16 protein-coding genes and 4 pseudogenes are annotated in these 22,332 nt (G+C 63.2%); 7 read left to right on the top strand and 13 right to left on the bottom strand.

All coding sequences use genetic code 11. The annotated features are described in order from the left end of the window. Nucleotides 1–3: 3 nt before the first annotated feature. Together M2437_RS03100 and M2437_RS03095 are read right to left on the bottom strand one after the other, a co-directional pair. Nucleotides 4–663 carry a DUF2155 domain-containing protein gene (locus M2437_RS03100; RefSeq protein ID WP_253389353.1) on the bottom strand — a complete coding sequence of 220 codons (660 nt, stop codon included), beginning with the start codon at nucleotides 661–663 and terminating at the stop codon, nucleotides 4–6. A 178-nt stretch (nucleotides 664–841) separates the two neighbouring features. Then, nucleotides 842–1,258: an NADH:ubiquinone oxidoreductase subunit NDUFA12 gene (locus tag M2437_RS03095; RefSeq protein WP_012752230.1), complete on the bottom strand. Its 417-nt coding sequence runs from the start codon at nucleotides 1,256–1,258 to the stop codon at nucleotides 842–844. Between the two features lie 519 nt (nucleotides 1,259–1,777). Here M2437_RS03095 and M2437_RS03090 point away from each other — a divergent pair. Together M2437_RS03090 and M2437_RS03085 are read left to right on the top strand one after the other, a co-directional pair. Next, nucleotides 1,778–5,509, top strand: a complete 3,732-nt coding sequence (locus M2437_RS03090) for a vitamin B12-dependent ribonucleotide reductase (RefSeq protein WP_253389352.1) — start codon at nucleotides 1,778–1,780, stop codon at nucleotides 5,507–5,509. Between the two features lie 739 nt (nucleotides 5,510–6,248). Beyond that, nucleotides 6,249–7,136 (top strand): annotated as a pseudogene (locus M2437_RS03085) (IS110-like element ISMex9 family transposase); the annotation flags it as partial. Between the two features lie 259 nt (nucleotides 7,137–7,395). Here M2437_RS03085 and M2437_RS03080 read toward each other — a convergent pair. After that, a pseudogene (locus tag M2437_RS03080) lies at nucleotides 7,396–7,677 on the bottom strand (transposase); the annotation flags it as partial. A 336-nt stretch (nucleotides 7,678–8,013) separates the two neighbouring features. On the opposite strand from M2437_RS03080, the gene M2437_RS03075 reads away from it, so the two are divergent. After that, a complete protein-coding gene (locus M2437_RS03075) occupies nucleotides 8,014–9,651 on the top strand; it encodes a methyl-accepting chemotaxis protein (RefSeq protein WP_301293248.1) in 1,638 nt (545 codons plus the stop codon). 580 nt (nucleotides 9,652–10,231) lie between these two features. Here M2437_RS03075 and M2437_RS03070 read toward each other — a convergent pair. Next, a protein-coding gene (locus M2437_RS03070; protein ID WP_253389350.1) for an IS3-like element ISMex11 family transposase occupies nucleotides 10,232–11,331 on the bottom strand; the annotation gives its coding sequence in 2 pieces (ribosomal slippage) (nucleotides 10,232–11,079 and nucleotides 11,079–11,331; 1,101 coding nt in all). 24 nt (nucleotides 11,332–11,355) lie between these two features. Continuing rightward, nucleotides 11,356–11,628: pseudogene (locus M2437_RS03065) on the bottom strand (integrase core domain-containing protein); the annotation flags it as partial. Nucleotides 11,629–11,824: 196 nt separating this feature from the next. Here M2437_RS03065 and M2437_RS03060 point away from each other — a divergent pair. Both M2437_RS03060 and M2437_RS03055 read left to right on the top strand, forming a co-directional pair. After that, the gene (locus M2437_RS03060) at nucleotides 11,825–12,124 is read left to right on the top strand and encodes a response regulator (protein WP_253389349.1); all 300 of its coding nucleotides are present in this window, start codon (nucleotides 11,825–11,827) and stop codon (nucleotides 12,122–12,124) included. A gap of 320 nt (nucleotides 12,125–12,444) precedes the next feature. After that, complete coding sequence (locus tag M2437_RS03055) at nucleotides 12,445–12,984, top strand: hypothetical protein (RefSeq protein ID WP_253389701.1); 540 nt, start codon at nucleotides 12,445–12,447, stop codon at nucleotides 12,982–12,984. Between the two features lie 98 nt (nucleotides 12,985–13,082). Here M2437_RS03055 and M2437_RS03050 read toward each other — a convergent pair whose 3' ends face one another. From M2437_RS03050 to M2437_RS03025, 6 genes are all read right to left on the bottom strand, one after another. Next, complete coding sequence (locus M2437_RS03050) at nucleotides 13,083–13,892, bottom strand: IS5 family transposase (RefSeq protein WP_141951469.1); 810 nt, start codon at nucleotides 13,890–13,892, stop codon at nucleotides 13,083–13,085. Nucleotides 13,893–13,936: 44 nt separating this feature from the next. Next, nucleotides 13,937–14,539 (bottom strand): hypothetical protein, encoded by a 603-nt coding sequence (locus M2437_RS03045; protein WP_253389348.1) that lies wholly within the window; start codon nucleotides 14,537–14,539, stop codon nucleotides 13,937–13,939. A gap of 371 nt (nucleotides 14,540–14,910) precedes the next feature. Then, the gene (locus tag M2437_RS03040; protein ID WP_253389347.1) at nucleotides 14,911–16,620 is read right to left on the bottom strand and encodes a DUF2326 domain-containing protein; all 1,710 of its coding nucleotides are present in this window, start codon (nucleotides 16,618–16,620) and stop codon (nucleotides 14,911–14,913) included. Next, nucleotides 16,610–16,852, bottom strand: coding sequence for a hypothetical protein (locus tag M2437_RS03035; RefSeq protein ID WP_253389346.1), 243 nt, complete (start codon nucleotides 16,850–16,852; stop codon nucleotides 16,610–16,612). The genes M2437_RS03040 and M2437_RS03035 overlap by 11 nt, the downstream gene beginning before the upstream one ends. Next, entirely contained in the window at nucleotides 16,845–17,804 is a 960-nt protein-coding gene (locus M2437_RS03030) for an SMEK domain-containing protein (RefSeq protein WP_253389345.1), read from the bottom strand. The genes M2437_RS03035 and M2437_RS03030 overlap by 8 nt, the downstream gene beginning before the upstream one ends. 1,421 nt (nucleotides 17,805–19,225) lie before the next feature. Continuing rightward, a protein-coding gene (locus M2437_RS03025) for an IS3 family transposase (protein WP_253389344.1) occupies nucleotides 19,226–20,367 on the bottom strand; the annotation gives its coding sequence in 2 pieces (ribosomal slippage) (nucleotides 19,226–20,118 and nucleotides 20,118–20,367; 1,143 coding nt in all). Between the two features lie 62 nt (nucleotides 20,368–20,429). Here M2437_RS03025 and M2437_RS03020 point away from each other — a divergent pair. After that, a complete protein-coding gene (locus tag M2437_RS03020; protein ID WP_253389343.1) occupies nucleotides 20,430–20,741 on the top strand; it encodes a transposase in 312 nt (103 codons plus the stop codon). Nucleotides 20,742–20,786: 45 nt separating this feature from the next. Here the strand turns inward: M2437_RS03020 and M2437_RS03015 are convergent, their stop codons facing one another. Further along, nucleotides 20,787–21,527 carry a hypothetical protein gene (locus M2437_RS03015; RefSeq protein WP_253389342.1) on the bottom strand — a complete coding sequence of 247 codons (741 nt, stop codon included), beginning with the start codon at nucleotides 21,525–21,527 and terminating at the stop codon, nucleotides 20,787–20,789. Nucleotides 21,528–21,628: 101 nt separating this feature from the next. Here M2437_RS03015 and M2437_RS03010 point away from each other — a divergent pair, with 101 nt between their 5' ends. Next, on the top strand, nucleotides 21,629–22,039 hold the full coding sequence (locus M2437_RS03010) for a class I tRNA ligase family protein (RefSeq protein WP_253389690.1): 411 nt from the start codon (nucleotides 21,629–21,631) through the stop codon (nucleotides 22,037–22,039). Between the two features lie 105 nt (nucleotides 22,040–22,144). Here the strand turns inward: M2437_RS03010 and M2437_RS03005 are convergent. After that, nucleotides 22,145–22,303: pseudogene (locus M2437_RS03005) on the bottom strand (IS5/IS1182 family transposase); the annotation flags it as partial. Nucleotides 22,304–22,332 lie beyond the last annotated feature (29 nt).

Genomic DNA, 22,332 nt, shown 5'->3' with positions numbered 1-22,332 from the left:
AACCTAGCGGAAGATCGCGTCGAAGATCGATTGCGGCTCGCGCGGAGGCGGCGGGGCCGCTGCCGGCCCCTCGTTGTTCGGGAAGAACTTGCGCGAGGGCTTCTGCTTGGGCTGGACCGGCACGCCGCGCGGCCCCTCGACGTCGACCTGACCGTTCTGGTTGACCTGGGCGGACGTCTTGGTCGGGTCCGCGCCCTTCTTCCTCGGCTTGTCCTGGCGCGAGGCGAGCGCGGGCACGTCCTCCTGCTCCTTCGCCTCGGCGATCACGTCGGAGCCGCCCTTACAATCGGTCAGCCACACATCGTAGATCGGGTGCTCGATGGCGTGCAGGCCGGGGCTCGCCGCGAACATCCAGCCGGTGAAGATGCGCCGGTACTTGCTGTCCAGCGTCACCTCGTCGACCTCGAGGAAGGCCGTGGTCTTCGGCGTCTCGGTGGGCGGGCGCGAGTAGCAGACCCGCGGCGTCATCTGCAGCGCGCCGAACTGCACCGTCTCGTCGATGGCGACCTCGAAGGTCACGATCCGGCCGGTGATCTTGTCGAGGCCGGAGAACACCGCGGTCGGGTTCTTGATCTTGTCGGCAGAGGCCGGCAGCGCGCCGAGCGCCAGGGCGAGCGTGCCGAGTGCGGTCCGGCGCAGGATCGTTGCGGGGATGCGGCTCAAGGCGCCCTCTTGAGTCTGGAGCCGGCCATCGCGGCCGGCAAACGGTGCGGCCGTTCCAACACCCCAAGGGTGGTGGAAAAAGGGCGGCCGGGCCGTGATGCTGTCAGTTCCGCCCGGGCTGCGCACCGACCGCCCTATGGCAGATCGCGGTGGCCCCCGGCTCGCGGCACGGTTTCGTCTACTCGGCGGGCGTCCACGGCACGTAATCGCCGGTCGCGGCCGGGCGCTGGCCCCAGGAGAGCTGCGAGCCCTTCGGCCGGTAGGCCGCCGCCGTGCCGGTGAGGTTCTCCTCGTGGGCCTTCTGCCACTCGCGAGGCTGGTAATCCTCCTCGCTCGGGGCGACGTCGCCGTTGTGGCACAGCCAGGCCCGCCAACCCGGCGGCACGCGGGAGGCGTCGGCATAGCCGTTATAGACGACCCAGCGCCGTTCCGGGCCGACCGAGCGGTCGATCAGCGGGCCCAGCGCCTTGTAGTATTTGTTGCCGAGCTCGTCCGAACCGACGAACTGGCCGCTGCGCGCGGTATAGAGCGCAAGCGACATCGTCTGCCCGTTCCACCAGGTGAAGATGCGCAGCAGCGTGTCCTTGAGGGCCATGATTCCTCCGGCGAGCGACGGACCCGCGGTGCCGTCGCCGCGGTCGTTATGGTCGTCACGCGCGTGTGAGTCCAGCACCCCGGACCGCTGTCGCATTTACGGCACGCTCCCCCTGTCTCGCGCACCCGTTAACCCTGTCCGACCCTGTCGAGGACGGCCAAACGCATCGCCGTCCCTGTGGACCGAAAAATTTTCCCGGCGGATTCGATCAAGCCGAAAGGCCACTTAGCGAACCGCCCCGAATATCCACAGATTTATGATGCAGGACACAACATCTAGCGCGGAACACGGGTAGCCGGCACTAGTTATTGACGCAGATGGCCGCTCGGACGTAAGGTCCGGGCATCGCTTCGAACGGTTCGGCGGGGTTTGGGAAAAACCCCGTTTCCGCATGACGGACAGGCTCCCACGTCGTCTGCTGCGGGGCCCCGAACCGGCCGAGGCACATCCGGCTTTTCATCCATGATCCGCGGCTTGCGCCGCGGCACGGGGTCGCTTGGCTCCGAGGGAGAGGGATTCATGCGGTTCGAGCGGCGCTACACGACGGCAGGCCAGTCGCCCTACGCTGCCATCGCCTTCCGCAAGGCGGTGAGCGAGATTCGCAACCCGGACGGCTCGATCGTCTTCCGGCTCGACGGCATTTCCGTGCCGGAGAGCTGGAGCCAGGTCGCCGCCGACGTGTTGGCGCAGAAGTATTTCCGCAAGGCCGGCGTCCCGGCCCGCCTGAAGAAGGTGGAGGAGAACAGCGTTCCCTCCTTCCTCTGGCGCGCCGTGCCGGATGAGGCCGGGCTCGCCGAACTGCCGGAGGAGGAGCGCTTCGTCTCCGAGATCTCGGCGACCCAGGTGTTCGACCGGCTCGCCGGCTGCTGGACCTATTGGGGCTGGAAGGGCGGCTACTTCTCGTCCGAGGAAGACGCCGCCGCCTTCATGGACGAGCTGCGCTTCATGCTCGCCCGCCAGATGGTGGCGCCGAACTCGCCGCAATGGTTCAACACCGGCCTGCATTGGGCCTACGGCATCGACGGGCCGAGCCAGGGCCACTTCTACTGCGACCCGAAGACCGGCGTGCTGACGAAGTCGGCCACCGCCTACGAGCACCCGCAGCCGCATGCCTGCTTCATCCAGTCCGTGCAGGACGACCTCGTCAACGAGGGCGGCATCATGGACCTGTGGGTGCGCGAGGCGCGCCTGTTCAAGTACGGCTCGGGCACCGGCTCCAACTTCTCGATGCTGCGCGGCGAGAACGAGCGTCTTGGCGGCGGCGGCAAGTCGTCCGGTCTGATGTCCTTCCTCAAGATCGGCGACCGGGCCGCGGGTGCGATCAAGTCGGGCGGCACCACCCGGCGCGCCGCCAAGATGGTGATCGTCGACATCGACCATCCCGACGTCGAGAACTTCATCGACTGGAAGGTGAAGGAGGAGCAGAAGGTCGCCGCGCTGGTGACAGGCTCCAAGGTCGTCTCCAAGCACCTCACCGCGGTGATGAAGGCCTGCACCCAGTGCGAGGCCGAGGGCGACGCCTGCTTCGACCCCGAGCGCAACCCGGCGCTCAAGCGCGAGATCAAGGCCGCCCGCAAGGCGATGGTGCCGGACGCCTACATCAAGCGCGTCGTGCAGTTCGCCCGCCAGGGCTTCACCAAGATCGACTTCCCCGTCTACGACACGGATTGGGATTCGGAGGCCTATCTCACGGTCGCCGGCCAAAACTCCAATAACTCGGTCTCGCTGACCGACGAATTCCTGCGCGCGGTGGAAGCGGACGGGCCGTGGAGCCTGACCTCGCGCACCACGGGCAAGGTCGTGAAGACGCCCCAGGCGCGCGACCTGTGGGAGAAGATCGGTGAGGCCGCCTGGGCCTCGGCCGATCCGGGCCTGCACTTCAACACCACGATGAACGACTGGCACACCTGCCCGGAGGGCGGGCGGATCCGGGCCTCGAACCCGTGCTCCGAGTACATGTTCCTCGACGACACGGCCTGTAACCTCGCCAGCGCCAACCTGCTGACGATGTACGATCGTCAGTCCAAGCACTTCGACGTCGAGGCGTTCGAGCACCTCAACCGGCTCTGGACCGTGGTGCTCGAAATCTCGGTGATGATGGCGCAGTTTCCGTCCAAGGAGATCGCCGAGCTTTCCTACAAGTACCGCACGCTGGGCCTCGGCTACGCCAATATCGGCGGTCTGCTGATGACCATGGGCCTGCCCTACGACTCCGATAAGGGCCGGGCGCTGGCCGGCGCGCTCACCGCGATCATGACGGGCGTGGCCTACGCCACCTCCGCCGAAATGGCGGCCGAACTCGGCACCTTCGAGGCCTACCCGGACAACGCCGAGCACATGCTGCGGGTGATCCGCAACCATCGCCGTGCGGCGCATGGCGAGGCCACCGGCTACGAGGGCCTGAACGTCAGCCCCGTGCCGCTCGACCACGCCAACATCCCGCAGGCCGATATCGGCGCCCATGCCCGCGCAGCCTGGGACCGAGCGCTGTCGCTCGGCGAGCAGCACGGCTACCGCAACGCGCAGGCCACCGTGATCGCGCCGACCGGCACGATCGGTCTCGTGATGGATTGCGACACCACCGGCATCGAGCCCGACTTCGCCCTGGTGAAGTTCAAGAAGCTCGCCGGCGGCGGCTACTTCAAGATCATCAACCAGGCCGCCCCCGACGCCCTGCGGGCGCTGGGCTACCGCGAGGCCGAGATCGCCGAGATCGAGGCTTACGCCGTCGGCCACGGCTCGATGGGTCAGGCCCCCGCGATCAACCCGGGGTCGCTGCGCGCCAAGGGCTTCACCGACGACAAGATCGCGGCGGTGGAGGCCGGGTTGAAGTCGGCCTTCGACATCAAGTTCGTGTTCAACCGCTGGAACCTCGGCGACGACTTCCTCAAGGACACCCTCAAGGTGCCGGCGGAGAAGCTCGCCGACCCGACCTTCGAGCTCCTGCCCTTCCTCGGCTTCTCGAAGCGCGAGATCGAGGCCGCCAACACCCATGTCTGCGGAGCGATGACGCTGGAGGGCGCGCCCTTCCTCAAGCCCGAGCACTACGCGGTGTTCGATTGCGCCAACCCGTGTGGGCGCACCGGCAAGCGCTACCTCTCGGTCGAGAGCCACATCCACATGATGGCCGCGGCGCAGCCCTTCATCTCGGGGGCGATCTCCAAGACCATCAACATGCCCAACGACGCCACGGTGGAGGATTGCAAGGCGGCCTACCTGCTGTCCTGGCGCCTCGCGCTCAAGGCGAACGCCCTCTACCGCGACGGCTCCAAGCTCTCGCAGCCGCTCAACTCGGCGTTGATCGCCGATGACGAGGAGGACGCCGACGAGGCTCTGGAGGCGATCATCCAGGCCCCGGCCGCTGCCAAGGCGACGGCGGCGGCGGAGAAGATCGTCGAGCGGGTGATCGAGCGCATCGAGCGGATCCGCTCGCGCGAAAAGATGCCGGACCGGCGCAAGGGCTACACCCAGAAGGCGGTCGTCGGCGGCCACAAGGTCTACCTGCGCACCGGCGAATACGATGATGGCCGCCTCGGCGAGATCTTCATCGACATGCACAAGGAAGGCGCAACCTTCCGAAGCCTGATGAACAACTTCGCCATCGCAATCTCGCTCGGCCTCCAATACGGCGTGCCGCTGGAGGAATACGTCGAGGCCTTCACCTTCACCCGCTTCGAGCCGGCGGGCTTCGTGCAGGGCAACGACGCGATCAAGAACGCGACCTCGCTGCTCGACTACGTGTTCCGCGAACTGGCGGTCTCGTATCTCGGCCGCACCGACCTCGCCCACGTCAACCCGGCCGAGATCGGCGGCACGGTGCTCGGCGGCGGCGAGGGCGACACCACCCGCGAGTCGGCCAAGCCGGCGCCGGCCGCCTCGGCGGTCGTCTCCCGCGGCCTGCTGCGCGGCTCGGCCGACCGGCTCACCCTGATCCAGGGCGGTCCGGCGGGCGCCACGACGGGGGTGGCCGCAGCGGCCGCGGGCCAGTCGGCCCCGGCCGGCGGCACGGTCCACGCCGTGCGGGGCGCGACTGCCCTGAAGGCGGAGCCGCAGAGCCTCGGCAGCATCGAAGCGCTGCCCTTCGCCAAGCCGGAGCCGAAGGCGGAGCGCACCGTCGCCGACCGCCGGGCCGAAGCGAAGATGAAGGGCTATGTCGGCGAGGCCTGCCCCGAATGCGCGAACTTCACGCTGGTCCGCAACGGTACCTGCCTGAAGTGCGACACCTGCGGTTCGACGACAGGATGCTCATAGTTATGCCGTGCTACTGCTGTGATGCGCCTTTAAGTTTGGTGTTTATAGTCGATTCGGGAGATCCTCCAGCACCGAAAGAATGCTCTGAGAATGCCATTCCAGTCTTGTATGAAATGGCTCCTGCTCAAAGTGCGAGATCTGTCGGATTGCAGTCGGGTAGCGACAAGAAGAAATCACCCTGTGGAGGTGTAGCCTGAGGCAAAAGATGAGCACTGTGTGGGAATAGATGGTTTTCAAGCGCCCCTCCAGCGGAGGGGCGCAAGTCGACCATGCCTCAAAGCAGATTTAACAAATCAACTTTGGTGTAGCCTGAGGCAAAAGATGAGCACTTGTCCGGCGACAGATAGTTTTAGTCCTCGGACGCTAAGTTGGGGCTCGAACGAACCATAGTAGTGGCAAAGCGTGATTGAAAGAGGCCTGGGCGACGCTCGCCCAGCCTTCAGCAAGATCGGTTACATCGAACGGTGATCGGCGGGCAGACTCAGCAGTCTGCCTGCCGCATCGATTCCGGGGAAGACTTGTGTCGCGGGGCCGGAGACGGAATCCCGATGACCCCACCGTCTGTCGAGCGGATCGTTCATACTGCTTGCGGGGGCGCAAAACCCGAAAGGATCACCCTGTACTGGCCAGCGTTTCGGGCCGCTCTCTTCGGACCTTGGGTCCGAGGTCTCGCCGCTGCGGCGCTGTTTTTTCCAGCGCCGCGCTACCGGATCGTAGCCGGCCCCTGCGCTACCGGGGCAGGCTCGGCCTGGAGGCGGGACCGCTCTCGCCGTGGCTCTACGCCGGCTTGGTCGAGGTCGGGCTGCCGGCGATCTGCGTCGAGACCCGTCACATGCACGCCGCCCTCTCGGCGCGCATCAACAAGACCGACCGCAACGACGCCCTGGGCATCGCGCAGATGATGCGGGTCGGGCTGTTCAAGCCGGTCCACGTCAAGACGCCGGCCAGCCAGCAGCGCCGCCTACTCCTGACCTCGCGCAAGCTCCTGCAGCGCAAGGCCTACGACATCGAGAGCGACCTGCGCGGCCAGCTGCGCAACTTCGGCCTCAAGGTCGGCGTCGTCGGGGCGGTGGGCTTCGAGCAGCGCGTGCGCGACCTCGTGCTCGATCTGCCCTTCGTCGCCGCCGTGGTCCTGCCGCTGTTTGAGGCGCGCGCGGCGCTTCGGACTCAACTCGCCAAGCTGCACAAGATGCTGCTGGACCAGGTCCGCACCGACCCAGTCTGCCGGCGATTGATGACCGCGCCCGGAGTGGGGCCGGTCGTGGCGCTGACCTACCGCACCTGCGTCGACAACCCGGCCCGGTTTGGACGTTCGCAGTGCGTCGGGGCGCATTACGGTCTGACGCCGCGGCTCTACCAGTCCGGCGAGACAATGCGGGTCGGGCGGATCTCGAAGTGCGGGGATCGGATGATGCGCGCCGCGCTCTACGAAGCAGCGCTCGTGCTGCTGACCGGCTCACGCGGCCGGTGGTCAGGGCTGAAGGTGTGGGGGTTGGCCGTCGCCAAGCGGCGGGGCATGCAGAAGGCCCTCGTGGCCGTTGCCCGCAAGCTGGCGATCGTGTTGCACCGCATGTGGCGCGACGGGACGGACTTCCGTTGGTCGGCCGCGGCCACGACAGCAGCCTGAGGTCCACCGACGCCACCAAGTAACATCGAGCTCCTCCGGCGTGGAGGAGGTCCCTGCGGGGACGACGGGAGCGGGTGAGACCGAGGAAACTCGAGCGCCGGTTTTGCCGAGCGCGCGGCTTAGATGGCTCCGCCCACTCCCTCTGATCCCATCATGAGGCGGCACGTGCCGACCTCGGAGAGAAGCAAGAACTCCGCAGGACCGTTCACGCACTGGATAGGGATGAGCACGCAGGGGAGTTGACCGATGAACCCCGAATAGAGAAGAAGTTTCCCGAAGCTGCCTCCTTCAGGATCAATTTCTCCAGCGTCAGATCAGAGATCGCCCGACGCAGGCGCAAGTTCTCCATCTCCAAGGACTTCAGCCGCTTGACCTGATCACCCTTCAGACCGCCATACTCGGATCGCCAGCGGTAATACGTGACCTCGGTCACCTCGATGGATCGGATTGCTTCAGACACCTTGCGACCCTGCGAGACCAGAACATCCACTTGGCGCAGCTTGGCAACAATCTCTTCAGCCGTATGCTTCTTCCGTCCCATGATGACATCCTCCACATGGCTCGAAGCCATACCTCAGGGAGGACCACTTTTCAGGGGGCAGGCCAGCACGAGCCGTCCCCCACCCAGATGGATCTGAAAGCCACTTGCTTCTAGTTCCAGTGCAGGTTGAGGAGCGGACAGCTGAGGGCACTGTCACCGACGCGTCTTAGCTGGATCATCTTGGGTGTTGATCAATCTGATGCGAGCGGTTTGTAACATATTTAATCATAAATTAGGTATCAAAAGATAATCGGAGATCAGGCCGTCCTCCAAGCCGATAGGGTGCAAATCATGTCTCATGTGAAAATATTTGCGAAGTTTATATCGGTTATTGGTATGATCGCTGTAATAGTATTAGGGTGCATATGGTTCGCTCAGTCGCGAATGAGCAGCATAGATGACGCCTATAGTCTTTTTATAGTCCGTGAGGCAAGGGCCGTGTCCAATGCGCGTCGCTCCAATCAGCTGGTCTTCGAGTTGAATTACTGGGTCTTGCGCACCATCGCCGAGACCGATACGGCCCAGATGAAAGCTGCCAACGAGGGCTTTGAGGCGGCGCTTCCGACCATGCGGCAGACCCTGAGTGATTTGCGCGGGCAGGCGCCGACGTTCGCAGTGCGCCTAGATGAGCAGGCCGCGCGCGTCGAGCGCTTCGTCAAGGATGTCACTGAGGTGCGCCACCTCGGTACCCTGAACCAAAACGCCGAAGCAATCAGCTTGATGCACAGCGCGGTCGACCCAACCCTTGCTGCCATGGTCGCGGAGGGCGGTAAACTGGCCAACGACATCGCGACTTACATGGAGAACAACTCCGATTTGCTCACGGAGCAGACCAATGCCACCCGCTACAGCCTGATGGGCATCGGTGCGCTGGGCATGCTGTTCGGTCTAGCCGCAGCGATCTTCGTCTCGGTTGTCGGCATCACGCGTCCCTTGGGTAACTTGGTCCGCGTCCTCCAGCGGATGGCCAAAGGCGAAATCGAGGCCACGATCAAGGAAGCAAACCGGGGTGATGAGATCGGTGCGGTTGGCCGTGCGGTCGAGGATATCAAGACAATGGTGGCGCAAAAAGCCGCCGAGCAGGCGGAGATCAAGCGCATCGCCGACGAGGCCGCCGCCGCCGAGCGCAAGCGCACCATGGTGGAACTCGCCGACGGCTTCGAGGCGGCGGTCGGGTCGATCGTCGGCATGGTCTCGGCTTCCGCCACTGAATTGCAGGCTACGGCACAGCAGATGACGGCCACCGCTACCGAGACCGCCAGCCAGTCCAGCACGGTCGCCGCCGCGGCCGAGGAAGCGGCCACCAACGTTGGCACCGTGGCAGCCGCAGCAGAGGAACTTGGGGTGTCGGTAGAGGAGATTGGCAGGCAGGTGTCGGGCTCGGCCAATCTGGCTGAGGCTGCGGTAGCCGAGGCACACCAAACCACGCAGCTGGTTCAGGAACTCAAGCAGGCCGCCGAACAGATCGGCGCCATGGTCGGCATGATCTCGAACATCGCCGGCCAGACCAACTTGCTGGCGCTCAACGCCACGATCGAGGCGGCCCGTGCAGGCGATGCCGGGCGCGGCTTCGCTGTCGTCGCAGCGGAGGTCAAAGAACTCGCCAACCAGACTGCACGCGCAACCGAGGAGATCGGTCAGCGCATCGGCCAGGTGCAAGGTGTGACCGATCAGGCAGTCGGCGCGATCGACGGAATTGGCAACCGCATCCGCGAGATCAACGCCGTGGCTGCCGGCATCGCCGCGGCAGTGGAGCAGCAGGGCGCGGCAACCCAGGAGATCGTGCGCAACGTAGCCCAGGCTTCCACGGGCACGACGGAGGTGACGAGCAACATCGCGGGCGTTGCGCAGGCCTCGGAAGAGACGGGAGCGGCGGCTAGCCAGGTACTTATGTCGGCCTCCGAGTTGTCCCGGCAGTCCGAACGTCTCTCGGCGGAAGTCGACCGGTTCCTTACGACAGTGCGCGCCGCCTGACCCCGTCCGATATACGCTTCAACGACCGCAGCCGAGTCTGCTGAGGTCGTTGAGGCACGTCTTCTCTTCTCGCTCTACCCGAGCATCACCGTGGCTTGATCGAGCGGCAAAGGCGCTGCTTGCGCTGTCAGCCTCTTCCCTCAGCCGCACCTCGTCCTTGAGCGCATCGTGCAGTTTGTACTGCGCCGTCTCGATTGAGGGCAGATACACGCGAGCCAGCGCACCTATGTCCTATGGCTTGCGCCGAGGTGATGGGTTGCTCATGCCCCGATCCTCCAAGAACGGAAGGTGAACATCACGATTCCGTATCGCGACACCTTGGACTGTCGCGCACGCTAAAGGAATATTATAATAAAGATGGATATTCGGGCTCGATATGTGCACAACTTCATCGCTCATGGACAAATAACAATATTAAAATTTATTAATATGCTTTGATATTTCTTAAATGATTAACCGTGATATATAGAGAAAACAAATATGATCGGCCCCCACGCGGTGGTCCAAGTTCTAAGTTAGTGCAGGGTCGGCCTGAGGGTCCCCCGGATCTTGGTCCGGCCGAAAGGTGAGCCTCCGGGTCTCATTCGGCGGGCTGCAGGGCCGCCGCCAGGGCGAATTCCTGGGGCGTTCGCCACCCCAGGGCGGTGTGAGGACGGCTCTCGTTGTAGTGCCGCCGCCACGTCTCGATCTTGCTCCTCGCGTCGGCCAACGACAAGAACCAGTTCGCGTTCAGGCACTCGTCGCGCAGGCGGCCGTTGAACGACTCGACCAGTGCGTTGTCGGTCGGCTTGCCAGGGCGCGAGAAGTCCAACGTGACACCGTTCTCGTAGGCCCAGCGGTCGAGGGCTTTCGAGACGAACTCAGGCCCGTTATCGACCTGAATCGCGCACGGTGCTCCGCGCAGCAGCGCCAAGCGGCCGACGACAGCCACGACCTGTTCGCCTTTGATGCCCTGGTCGACCTCGATCGCCAGAGCCTCGCGCGTGAACGCATCGACGACCGTCAGGGCCCGCAGCCGGCGGCCGTCGAACAGCGCGTCGGAGACGAAGTCCATCGACCAGCGTTCGTTCGGCTGGAGCGCAGCAGGCTGACGCTCACGGTGTGCCGCGCTGACGTGCCGGCGCGGTCGCTTGAGCCGCAGGCTCAGCCCCTCGTCCCGGTAGAGACGGTGGACCCTCTTGTGATTCACCCGCCAACCCTCCCGGCGCAGCAGGATGTAGATTCGGAAGTAGCCGTAGCGCACCCGGCTCTTGGCCAGATCACAGATGCGCATCCGCAGCGGTGCCTGATCGGGCTTGGTCGAGCGGTAGCGGATGCTCGACCGGCCGACGCCGAGCGCGGCGCAGCCGCGCCGCTCGCTCACCCCGTGCGCCTCCTGAACCTGGTGCACGAGCTCGCGTCGCCGAGCAGGCGTCAGAGCTTTTTTGCGAGCACGTCCTGCAGGATGTGCTTGTCGAGGCTCAGATCGGCAACGAGCTGCTTAAGCTTGCGGTTCTCGTCCTCAAGCTGCTTCAGCCGCCGCAGCTCGCCTGTGCCCAAGCCGCCGTAGAGCTTCTTCCAGCGGTAAAACGTCTGTTCGGAGATGCCCATCCGGCGCAGCACCTCCGCGACCGGTGTCCCCGTCTCGGCCTGCTTCAGCGCGAAGGCGATCTGCTCCTCGGTGAACCTGCTCTTCTTCACGGCTCTGCTCCTCCCATCAGGGGCTCACACAACCGGAAAACTCGCACTCACGCCGGACCAAAGCGATGGGGGGACGTCAGGCCTTTGCTCCACGGGTCGCTTGGCCGGCGGAGCCGGTGGGGTGAGCGCAGCCGGCCAAGCGGTGAAGGCGGGTAGGAAGACCTCTGGCGCCGGCGGCCGATAGCCGAGTGCGCCGTGCGGGCGGACGGTGTTGTAATGCCGCCGCCAACTCTCGATCAGGATCTGCGCCTCCCGCAAGCTGTAGAAGATCTCTCCGTCCAGCAGTTCGTCGCGTAGGTAACTTCGCTCACGCCGATCGCCCGGATTGCCTCCACCACGCTCGTACCTTGGCCGATCAGCACGTCAGCTCGGCGCAGCTTCGCAACAATCTCCTCAGGCTTGGGTCGCTTCCTCGACATCGATCCGTCCTCCTGGCTCGAAAGCCATACTAAAGGGCGGACCACATGCTCGGACCGGTCAGTTTGATCTGGCGGTGCTGGACGTGAACCTCGGCGATGCACGCAGCTACCCGGTGGCAGACATGCTGTTCGAGAGGAGCACGCCGTTCCTGTTCGCCACCGGCTATGGGCGGCAGGGGTTGGAAGCTGCGTATCAGGCCGTTCCGGTGCTGCAGAAGCCGTACCAGGCGGCGCCGCTGGAGCACCTTCTCACTCACGCGGTTACCTGTAAGACACCGATCCGCAAGGGCGACGCCGCGCCTGCAGTGCCCTGCGCGTGTCAGGGTGACGGCGCATCCAAGGGACGTACGTTCCGGGCTGACCCAGTTCGCTAGCTTCACCAAACGCTGGCTGGCAATCGGCAGATGGGGCGACCTTGAGTGTTGGTCGCACATCATGGTGCGAAGCTTAGGAGGTTTGGGCCTTTCCCTTACGCTGTAGACGTTTCTGGCGCTCAACGCGCAGCTCGCGTTCGGCGACCACCCAGAACTCGATCTCAAGCCCATCGGGTCGGTGATTTCGCCCCCACAGTGGAAACGCAGATCCTACGAGCCAAGCGCGTTCTGCACCAACGCCGAGATTTTCATCACCGCCGCAGGCACCGGCCTTCCAAGCCGACGTCACTCGCACCTCTCCGCCAGTAAGGCCGAAGCCTATGTTGCAGACAGCAGGAGTTGCGACGACGGCCGCTGAGTTCCTCGGAAGGCACGACAATGTCTTCGCTCGGTCCATATCGGACATCAAACGCGCAGGCCTGCTTTCAGACGCTCAAAGGTTGGGTTTGAGCGCCAGCGCTGCAGAAGCTGCAGGATTGCTCGCCCGCCGCTCTTTGTTTGATCCGCCGTACGGCGCTATAAACAGCATGATGGCAATGCCACTACCGCCTCCGAGAATCAGTGCGCCGTTTCATCAACGGCCGCACGAACAAGAAGCCTTTTACTTGAACTTAACAGTCCACAGAGCCGTGGATACAGGCGCTTTAACTTGTGATATTTGGCGCCACAAAGCAGGCACAGAGATCTTTGAATTTGAGGTTTTATTCTGCCACGGAGGCGAGGTTCGCGGCAGCGTTGAGTGCACTGTCCATGCAGAAAACTTAACGAAGCCAGAACATGCGAGAGTTATCGTTTGCCGAACTATGGAGCAGTTCACCGTAAATAACATCGCTCAAGAGATGATCAAAGCTTGCAATTAGACTGCGGGCGAAGATCATCTTAGGCTGATTAAATCCGGCGTTCCACTCTTTCCAACAGATTATTTCTAGATAGCGATAGCTCAGTCGACTAGAGGCTGTTATGAACTGGCTGCGAGTAGAGCGGCCTTTTTGAGCATGATGCAGACGAAGGCGACGATGTGGAGGTCAGCCAGCGTGCTGGCATAGCGCTCGTAGTCTTTGACGAGCCGGCGGAAGCGGGTGGCCCAGGCAAAGGAGCGTTCCACGACCCAGCGCTTGGGCAGCAGTACGAAGCCGCGCTTGGCCTCCGGCAGCTTCACGACCTCCAGTTCGATGCCGTGCCTGCGCGCGGCTGTGGCTGGCTTCTCGCCCGTGTAGCCCTGATCCACGAACGCGATCTCGACGTGATCGTCGGTGGCCGCCTGCACAGCCTTGGTCAGACGCTCGACCTGGGCGCGGTCATCGGCGTTGGCCGGCGTGACATGCAGGGCCAGGAGGTGGCCGAGCGTGTCCACCGCCATATGCAGCTTCGAGCCCTGCTTGCGCTTGGCCCCATCGTAGCCGGCCCGCTCGCCGCTCTCGGGCGTCGCCCGCAGCGTTCGGCTGTCGAGGATGGCCGCCGACGGCTCCGCCTTGCGCCCGGCCGCCAGGCGCAGCACGGCGCGAAGGTCCTCGGCCAGTTGCTCGAAGCAGCCCGCCTGCAGCCAGCGTTGCGCCTGCTGGTAGACGGCCGCCCAGGGCGGCAGGTCGTGGGGCATCCAGCGCCACGGCGCGCCCGTCTTCACCACGTAGCGCAGCCCGTTGAACACCTCCCGCAACGGATGCGCGCGCTGGCCAGCGTCCTCGCGGACCAGCGTCAGATACGGGGCGACCAATGCCCACTCATCATCGGACACATCAGACGGGTAGGCTTTCCGGGACAGGCTCATCGCCCATCATCTGAGCCTCACAGCTGACAGGTCCATAACAGCCTCTAGCCGCCTGGCAGGCCCCAGTCGCGCTCGGCGTCGTTGCTCCGGTTAGAGGCCTCTGGCGCCACGCGGCCGGACGAGCGCGGCGCTCCGTCCGAACCGACCCAGTGGAAAGTGACGCTGTAGCCGGTGCCCTTCCCGCTGTTGGTGGAGTAGCCCGCGAGGGTTTTCGTCACTGGGATCCCGGCCAAGGTCAGCGTCCCGGGCCCTTTGCCGTGAACTGCTAGGAACACCGTGTCGAGGAAATAGTGGTCGTGGAAATCGGTCTCCCTGACGAGAGCCGGATCCTTGGTGGCCCGCCTCTTCCGGTCCCGCTCGGCCAGCGTTGCCAGCAGCGTCTCACGTTGCGCGAGGTAGGTTTCGGCCTCTGGTGCCTCGACTGGGACGGCCCGGGGCTGCATCGGAAGCCGGCCAGCCTGGTAGGCCGCCAGGATCGCGGCCGCGGCGTCCGGGCCTACTTCCAGGGTCACGTCCCAAAAATTGTCGCCGCAGCGGATATCGGATCGCTCGGACTTCGACAGCACCTCACCGTCAAGGATGAGGGTCCGCGCCTTGCGAGGCATGACGCCCGGCAGGGTCGCGATGAAGTCGGTTAGGGATAGCATCGCTGAAGTCCGCTGCGTTTGAAAGGCTTCAGGATGTCACCTAGCGAAGCAAGGGTCAGCGATAAAAATCCGGTCAGAATCGCAAGTTGGTTGGGGAGGGCAACGGCGGCGCTACGTCATCTGGGGTTGCTGGAGCCCTCCGGAGCCGCGTCCGCTACAGCGGAACGGGCGGATCGGCGGTGCGGGTTCAACCAGCTTTGACGTAGCGCCCTCGCCTCAGCCGGGTCCGAACCTAGTCGCAGTCATTTCGAACTCGTCTCCCCGCCCCGCGTCGTCATCGAGATCAACCAGGGCGCCATCTCATCCGGGAGGTCGCGTCCGTCCGGGCCGGCGAACAGGTATGAGCACGAGCCCGATCCACGCGATCACCCCTAGCCAACTTCCTGGTAATGCGTTTTGAGAAATCGATTGCCCTTGGTGTAAGATGCTATAACGCACTGCTCCAATTCGTAAAACCATACCTCCTGCCGCGAATGCTCGATGCGGTCGACATTCAGCGTCAAGACATACTGTTGGTTCTCGTCAAGCCTGGCGCGGGTAAGTATGAACCCCAAACTCTTTTGCAGAGTATCGTCATCGACGTCGAAGATGTTGTCGTGAACCAGAATTCCCGGATGACGCGTTTTCGTATAGTCGTTCAACAGCAGCGCTATGTCGTAGATGAAGACCTTCTCCCTTTCCACGCTGTGACTGCCATCGTCGTCGATCCTCAGGACCATATCGACAACGTGCTTCCTGTTGGTGGTTCGTACCTCGAACGATGCCCTTCGGTTGCCCTGGATGAACTGATGGATGGCCAGGATCGTCTGTTCGAAGGAGCGTAGCCGATCCCCGGAGGCCGAAATGCTGGCTTGCAACGCCAGCCTCTCGGCCTCGATCTCGGACTTCTTGGTCTGGCGTTCGATCAGGAGTTGGTCGTAACGGCCGAAAAAGCCTTTGAGCTGTCCGAGCTCATCGCTCTTGGCCTGGAAGGAGGCATAGGTCTGGCGTAGGTTGCGCAGCTGCCCGTCTTGGTCGAGGACCGCCACGAGCTTGGCGTAGCGCCTATCGAGTTCGGCAAGCTGTCTGTTGAGGCTTCGGATCTCCACGTCCACCACCCTGGACTTCTCGTCCAGCAGGTGGCGCTGGAACTGCTCGATCTTCGACTTGAAGGAAACCACCTCCGCGAGCTCGCGGACGATGCTGGTTCCCAGGCCGGCACGAAGCTGGTCGTAGAAGTCGCGGATCTCGTCGCCGTCGATGTCAGGTTCGACGGCAATCGGCGCCAGGTTCGCGGCACGCCGGACCAGCACGTCCTTGCCGCGGCGCAGCTCGGACATGCGGTCCTCGATATCCAGGATCTCGTCCTTGACGATATCGTAGGCCGGGGCGTTCTCAAGGGCATCGATGCCCAGACGGATCGTCTCGACCTCCTCGTCGAGAGCGTTCAGGTCGGACCGGGCGTCGTCCAGGTTCTTCTGGCGGACGAGCTTGACGCTCTCCTTGATGCGAGCCTCCTCGACGGCGATCGCGTCGAGCTCCTTCTGGATGGCCTTGATGGCGCGGTACATGCCAAGGTCGATGCCGAGCAGCATGAGGTGGGGCGCATAGTTGTCGGGGATCCGGGCCTTCGTGTCGAAGCAGGCCACGATCGACTTGAACTCGGATCGCTCGTCGCGGATCAATGGCCCCAGGATCTCCCGGAACCCGACCTGCGCATCATGGTCGGGGAAGAGCCTCCCGGTCAGGAAGTCGGTCGCGTCCTTGAGCTTGGCGTAGACCATTTCTCGCCCGTCCACGATGATCCGCGGGTGCTCCGCCTCTTCGAGGGACCTCTTGATCGTGTAGCCCACCCCATGCAGCTGGAAGTCGACGCAGATGAGGGTGCGCGGATTGAAGCTCTCTTTCGGGATCCTCGACACGCGGCTTTCCGCTTTGCGTTTAAGCAAGGCGAAGTTCAGGAACTCGATGCAGAGGGACTTGCCGACGCCGTTGTTCTTGGTGCTCGTCACATCGCTCTCGCCCAGGATCACGTTGACACCCGCCGTGAAGACGACCGGCGCGATGGTTGCGGGCTCGGTGTAGAGGCGCTCAATCAGCATCGCGGGCTATCAGGTATGGTTCTTCGAAATCGATGAGCCCGACGGCGTAAAGGAAGGTGATGCCGTAGAAGAACGAATTCCACGCGAACCATCTCTCGCGCTTGAAGCGTTCCACCACGTCGAAGATACTCACACGGTCCTTGCCGGATTGCCTGATGAAACGTGCGATCTCGAAGCCGACGATGGCCGGAGACTTATCGAGTGCCTCGTCCTTCAGGAAGATGCTAGGCATGGAGCGCGCGCTTGTTGGGGAACACGTTGCAGGCAATCAGCTGGTCGACAAGGTAATATCGAACGGCGCATTCATCGAATGCGACCTCGCTGCTCCCCATCGTCCGGAGGACCTTTCCGGTCAACGCGTCGAGCGCGGCCTCGGGATCGCCTCCGTGTTCCGCCAGGACGCGGTCACTCCAGTTCATGAGGTAGACCTGGAGCTTGCGCACACGCACGTGCCCGAGATCGGAGTGACGGTTCACCTCCGCCAGCGCGCGTCCGTAGATCTCGTGCAGGTCGACGTACTGACGCTCAAGGAAGGCGGCGTGATCCGCGAATCGGTCGCGGATCTTCCTGTCGGGATCGGGGTCCTCCCGATTATCGCCCACCGAAATACCGTCCTCGGCGGCGCTGAGGACTTCGATGAGACGGACCAGCGTCGAGACCTCGTTCGACTGCCGGGGCTCGACGACTCGCAACTCGTCGCGGAGGAAATCGCGGCAGCGCTCAAGCCTGTCCAAGGGAAGATCGCCGACCTTCCTCAACAACTCGGGGATGTCCCAGACGTCGTCCGTCAGGGATATGGTGAAGACACCTGCGCCGCCTAGGGATGCCTCGCGGTACCTGCGCTTCTCCCCGATGATGAGGACAACCAGCCGGTCGTATTTTCCGTCGAGGCCATTCGCTACGAAGCCCTTATGGGTATGCTTGATCTTGTCCAAATCGGAGGTGGAGGTCACTTGAACGGCGATCCGTTCGTCCTCGTCTCCCAGATCGATGGCTCGCGCGTTTCGCTCAATGATGTTGATGTTCTTGAGTTCGTAGCCCAGCGCCAAATTCAAGAAATCTCGAAAGAACGCTTCGGCATGACCGTTTATGTCTTGCAGGTTGAGACTGTTGAGTAGCCCAACTGACACCTGGAGGTGCGTCAGATAGTGCGAGATGCCCAAGAGGAGGTTTGCGCGGTTCATGCCGATGACGGATCGTCTCTTGGAACCCACGAATTCTAGCTGGACGGCGCATCCTTCGCCATACCGATCTTCCGGTTTCCGGACGTAGTCCGTGCGTCGAATTTCCGCCACCGAGTTACCTCCGTGCCCGAAGGCGCGTGCGAGCCTCGGGCACGGCTCTCGACGGACAACCGATCGCTCCTGGCGGCGCGGCGGTTGCCGGTCACGTTCACCACCCTACCGCAACCGTCGTCGGCTGCGGCGATGGCAGTGCGATCGGCACGTGGAGCGGTTCAACCCAGCAGGGGCCGCGCGGACGGTGGCGGAGACGACGAGACCGCAGGACGGGCGCCATCGTCGTTCATAATACGAGTTACCCGTCCACGCCGATATCCCGCATCGGGTCGTCGTGTTCCTCGAAGAGGTCGATCCGACCGTGTCGCCGACCAAGGCGAAGCGGGTCAGGGAGCTTGGCATTTCTGGTGTCGCGGCCGCGACCGCGACGAACTCGTGAACTGTTTCCGGGCTGGCAGGCAAACTCGTCCCCGCGGGGACTGAAGCCCTTGGTGGGATGCCGGACTCCGGCATGCTTGCCGATCGATTAACGTTGTCTCGCCAATCCCCGCTTTCCACCGGAGTCGGAACTTTTCGGACGCGGGTGTTGCCCCGCGGTTGCCGCCGTCGCTTCGGTTCCGCATCTGTTCCTCGGCGCCTTGACGGCGCTTCCCTCGCTTCCGCGCCTTGCCGGAGCGCCATCCCGCCCTTGAGCTTACGTTCGGGCGGCTCCAGCCTTTCGAGGCCCCATGTCCCATTCGACCTCCAGTCGAAAACGCCCCCTCTGGCCTGTTCGCTGGCCCGCCGCGGCCTTGTTGGGCTTGCTCGCCCCGTCGCGTCCCCCTCGCCCCCTCACGACACCCCACGAGGCATAGCCCGCCGCGATCGCGGATGGCTGCCTCGCTTCCGGAGGCAGCCTCACCATGACACTGCTCGACCACGCCCGGCGCATCGCCGCCGCCAACCGCGTCGTGAGGCGAGGATGCGCGCTGGACTCATCACTTGTCTGTTTTTGCTAAGCAGCTTCGAGGAAGCAGTCGCGCAAGGCATTCAGGACGATCCTCGCTGCAGACGGCTCGTCCTACCTACCGTCGGTCCGAGAGGCGTCCGACTGCATCGCTCGTGAGGCGCTGAACGAGCCCGGGATCGTGAATGCCGCGAGGGCCGGACAACTCCGAACCGCTCTCAGAGCCTGTTTGAGCACTACGGTCGGCCGTCCCATCTGTCTCGTGATCCAGCACCAATTCCGCCTGGCGGCGCGGCGTGGAGAGCAGATGTGGACGGACCGACATCGGACGCGTCATGAGGCGCGCCTGAAGGACATGGTGTTGCAGGCGGGCTTGGACGAGGTGTGGCCTGCTGCCGGTTTGGTGGACGCCGTCCTAAGCTCATTGGGCACGGTTTTCGAACTCGACAGGGCTGAGGTAGCCCAAGGTCGAGTGCCGCCGCGCCGGGTTGTAGAAGCGCTCGATGTAATCGAACACGTCGGAACGGGCTTCATCCCGCGTGCGGTAGGTCCGCCGGGCGGTGCGCTCGGTCTTCAGCGACGAGAAGAAGCTCTCCATCGCCGCGTTGTCCCAGACGTTGCCCGACCGGCTCATCGAGCAGGTCACACCGTGCTCGGCCATCAGGCGCTGGAAGGCTTCACTCGTGTATTGCGAGCCCTGATCCGAGTGATGCAACAGAGCATCCGGCTTGCCTCTGCGCCAGATCGCCATGACGAGCGCATCCGTGACGAGTTGAGCCGTCATGCTAGTCTGCATCGACCAACCTACGACACGGCGCGAGAACAGATCGATGACGGCGGCGACGTAGAGCCACCCCTCGGCCGTCCAGATATACGTGAAGTCGGCGATCCACTTTCGGTTCGGAGCATCGGCCGCGAACCGCCGCTCCAGGAGATTGGGCGAGGCAGCGGCCCGCTCACCTTCGTCCTTCGGCAGCCCCCGTCGGCGCGGTCGCGCTCGCAAGGCATTCTCGCGCATGATCCGCTCGATGCGGTGCAGCCCGCACGAGACGCCCTCGGCGAGCACGTCGCGCCAGACGCGCCTCGCGCCGTAGGTACGGTCGCTGGCCACGAAGCTCGCGTGGGCCTTGCTCAGGATGGCTTCGTCGTCCCGTGTGCGTTGGCTGGGCTGCCGGGTGAGCCAAGCGTGGAAGCCGGAGCGCGAGACACCCAGCGCTGCGCACATCCAGGCAACCGGCCAGATAGCGTGATGCTTTGCGATGAACGCGAACTTCATATCGCGTCCCTCGCAAAGTATGCGGCGGCCTTTTTTAGGATATCACGCTCCGCCTTCAGACGAGCGACCTCCTTGCGCAGGCGATTGATCTCGATCTGCTCGGGCTTCATTTGCCCCTGACCGGGAAAAGCGTATTGGGGGTCGACCGCCGCCTGCTTCACCCACCGGTGCAGCATCGTCTCGTGAACATCGAGATCGCGCGCGGCCTGCGCGACACTGACACCACGTTCCCGAACCAGTCGAACCGCCTCGATCTTAAACTCACGTCCGAACTTGCGACGCTGCATGGAGCACCTCCGACTTCACCATCACACCTAAACCGGGTGTCCGTGAAACCGGCAGCAGGCCAGTGGCCCGTTTCCTGAAGCGAGCCGATCCGCCGGGCCGTCCAGAAGCGACAGCGGCGCGTCAAGCGCTGGCGGGGATCGCTTGGCACCTGCGAACGGGCGGAGGATGGCGGGCGTTGCCGGCCGGCTTTCCGCTCTGGCGCACGGTCTATCGCTGGTTCCGGCGCTGGATCGAGAAGGGTCTGTTCGAGAGCCTGATGCAGGCTCTGGCTCGCCGTCAGCGGCGGCGTTGCGGACGTCGGCCCGATCCACGGTTGGCGATCATCGACACGCAAAGCGTCAAGTGCATCGGGGTCCGCGGACCGCGCGGCTAGGCAAACGCTGCACCCGCACCAGTACCGCCGCTAACGCGTGGCCGATCATTTCCACTCAGACAGCCTACTTTTCGCGTCTTCGGACATCACTGCACCAAGGAAGTCGCTACACCGTTCATGGTCGATTTCGCGCTTCTGAGCCTTGATCAAGTGGACGGCTCGAGGTGCAACATAGACATCCTCGATTAGGATCAGCCCAATGCCATGCTTGGAGCACTCATCCATCACACGCGACTCTTGCGCAGGATTATCTTTTCGCCAAGTTGCGTGGTCAACAGGAAATACTGCATAAGCCTTAGTTGCCGCAGATGCATGTGACAAAGCCTCGAAGACCGCAATCACGTTGCAGCTATCAGGTCGTTTAATTTCAAAAGTTACGACATCGAATTCACGGCCGATGGTCCACGGATATTTTTTATGGGAGATCAGTGTGAGGTCGGGACGCGTCCAAGGACCAACGATCTTCGAGTCTTTCCGAGAGGTGTTTTCGATGAAAAACTCATTGTCATGAAAATTTTCATCTTGCCAAAGCCTTTTCAACCCCGCCTCAGCTGCAGGATAAAAAGCATCCTCGGCAATGATAAAATCCTTTTTTACATTATACCAATTGCCTTCTGACCATATTAGGATCTTTTTCTCGCAACCATGCTCGAGGGCACTAACTAGTTCTTTAGGATCCCTGCCCAATAGGCGGCTTATTTTTGTCTTCGTTAGCGACGCCCCATTCGAAGAAATCGTTTTTACAATCTGGTCGAGCAAATATAACGTTTCCAAAGCAACACTCATCGGAAATCCTCTTGAATCCCCTTGGCCGACCGGTGCACGGACGCACCTCTTCCGGCCCTCTGCGAAAGATTTCTATCTGAAGAAACGTAACGCTAGAGTTTATAGAGGAGAATGAGGGTTGGCAGGCGTGGTGTGGCGAGGCCGCATCCGACACGCGGTACGTCCAGTTTCCGGGAAAGGACAACGTGCCCTTGCACAGTGTGCGATTCCCCGCGAGGTTGATCGGGTGGGGCAAGCCGTCGCACACCGCCGACGTAATCGCGGGCTTCCACTGGTTGACCTTCAAGAGCAACAAATTCCCAACCAGCCAGGGGCGCGGGATCGACTGCGACGCCGCGCTCACGGCGCTCCCAGCCGATCTCTGGCGATGCAGGCTGATCACCAACGCACCCCAGAGCATCGACACTGACTTCCGAAGTGCCCGCTTCGTGGCGGAGGTGAACAAGGATCTGGCCGACGTGTTCGGCCAATCAGGCGCGCTTCAACTCTCTAGCAAGGTGCTGCAGAAGTAACGTTTGTCCAGCTGCAGGGGAATCTTGTAGTTTGGGCGGGCGTGTCTGGTCGGCGGATTGCCGCTTGATCGCTCCAGCCGCGGTCAGGGAGGGTCTTTGCCGGGATCAGGCCGCATGCGGTGCTAGCAGTCTGGGCAGACGCACGAGGTTGTAGGTGGCGGCCGCGAAGGTGAATAGCGCCTCGGCCTTGGCACGCCTGCGCAGCTTGACCGTCCACAGCTCGGCTTGCGCCTTGATCCAGCCGAACGCTTCCTCGATCGGCTTGCAGTTGCCGCCATCGTGACGACCCACGG

Origin of the sequence: Methylorubrum pseudosasae (assembly GCF_029504475.1) — a bacterium.
Classification (GTDB): domain Bacteria; phylum Pseudomonadota; class Alphaproteobacteria; order Rhizobiales; family Beijerinckiaceae; genus Methylobacterium; species Methylobacterium extorquens.
This window is presented reverse-complemented; position numbering and strand designations above follow the sequence as displayed.